This window comes from Okeania sp. SIO2F5 (genome assembly GCF_010692685.1).
Lineage (GTDB): Bacteria > Cyanobacteriota > Cyanobacteriia > Cyanobacteriales > Microcoleaceae > Okeania > Okeania hirsuta.
The window spans coordinates 1-1,695 of sequence record NZ_JAAHGU010000298.1; the positions used below are offsets into that span (position 1 = coordinate 1).

General features: G+C 31.5%; 1 protein-coding gene. It reads left to right on the top strand.

The genetic code is table 11. The features are described from left to right. Positions 1 to 1,586, top strand: a 1,586-nt coding sequence (locus F6K27_RS33080; RefSeq protein ID WP_287300974.1) for an LAGLIDADG family homing endonuclease, incomplete at its 5' end; no start/stop codon positions are given. Positions 1,587 to 1,695: the final 109 nt, after the last annotated feature.

Genomic DNA, 1,695 nt, shown 5'->3' on the forward strand with positions numbered 1-1,695 from the left:
ATGGTAGTGTTCAAGGAAATCAAACTAAAGGTGTAAGTGTAAGGTTAGCACAAAGTAATTTAGACACCTTAAAAACGATTCAAAGGATGTTGGCAAGACTAGGTTGTATATCAGATATATATCAAAATCGTCGCTCAGAACGAGATGCAATGTTGCCTAATTCTAATCGTGAATATCAACTTTACCACTGTAAAGCTCAACATGAATTAGTGATTAGTAAAGACAACTTAATCACATATTACAACACAATAGGATTTAGTGAACAACCAAAAATGAAAAAGTTGGAATACTTAATCCATCAATATAAACGACCTATTTATCGTGACCGATTTATAGCGACAGTTGAGTCATTTACTTATGAAGGTGTAGAAAAAGTCTATGATTGCACAGTACCAGCAGTTAGTCGTTTTGATGGGAATGGGTTAGTAGTTCACAACTGCGCGGAAGTGAGCATGAGCAATAATTTCTGTGATTTATCAGAAATACATTTAAACATGATAAACCCTAACAATTTAAAAGAACAAAAAGAGGCGTTTACAGCAGGAGCAATAAATGTAGTTGGGTTGTTACATCAAAAATTTATTGATTCACGATATCAATTAAGTAGAGAATTAGACCCTATTATTGGTGTATCTTTTACAGGGTTATTCGATTTTTTTGTTAAAGCTTTTGGTATTGAATGGTTAAATTGGTGGATGACAGGAAGAAAAGAAAAATGGATGTCTGATAATCACGAAACAGTGTTAATTGAATTATTATCACTTTCTATATCTGACATATCAAACCCCCCTGAACAAGAGGAAATCAATTCTACTGGTAAACTTTTTAAATATTATGAAAAACAATATTTAACTTTTTGGAAATCAATAGTAGAAGAAAAAGTAATTGAATATTGCGAGAGACATGAAATCCGAAAACCAAATCGTTTTACAGTAGTGCAACCAGCAGGGACTAAAAGCTTATTAACTAATGCTTCTCCTGGTTGGCATCCTCCATTTGGAATCAATTATATTAGAAGGATTACTTATAGAAAAAATGACGCAGTTGCAAAAGCTTGTCTCGATTATGGATATTCTGTAATACCAGGACAATCAGATAAAGATGATAAAGGAACATTATTAAATAATCCTTTTGATGAAAGAGTAACAGAATGGTTAGTTGAAATTCCCGTTTCGGTCTCCTGGAGCAATCTAGAAGGAATAGAAAACATTGATATTAATAAAATATCAGCAACATCAATGTTTGATTTTTATATGGGAGTACAAGAACATTGGACTACTCATAATACATCTTCTACAATTCTACTAAAAGAAGATGAAATAATTCCTTTAGCCACTAAAATTTTTGAAGCGATTCAAGAAGATAAAGGATATATTTCTAGTGCATTGTTAGCAAGATTTGATGCTCCGTTTCCTCGTTTACCTTTTGAAAACATATCAAAAGATAAATACAATAAAATGAAATCAGAAGTAGAACAACGTCGTAATAATAAAAAAACTTTTCAAGAATTAGTTAATTATTATATCGAAAACACTGAAACTATTCCTGATTCAGCTTGTGAGGGAATGTCCTGTATTTTAAAATAAATTACATCTTGTTCAGGGGTATATCTGATATACCCCTGAACAATAGTCTAATTAGTTTTCGTTTCCGATATCAACATACATCATCAAAGTTGGTTTAATAATATAAGCT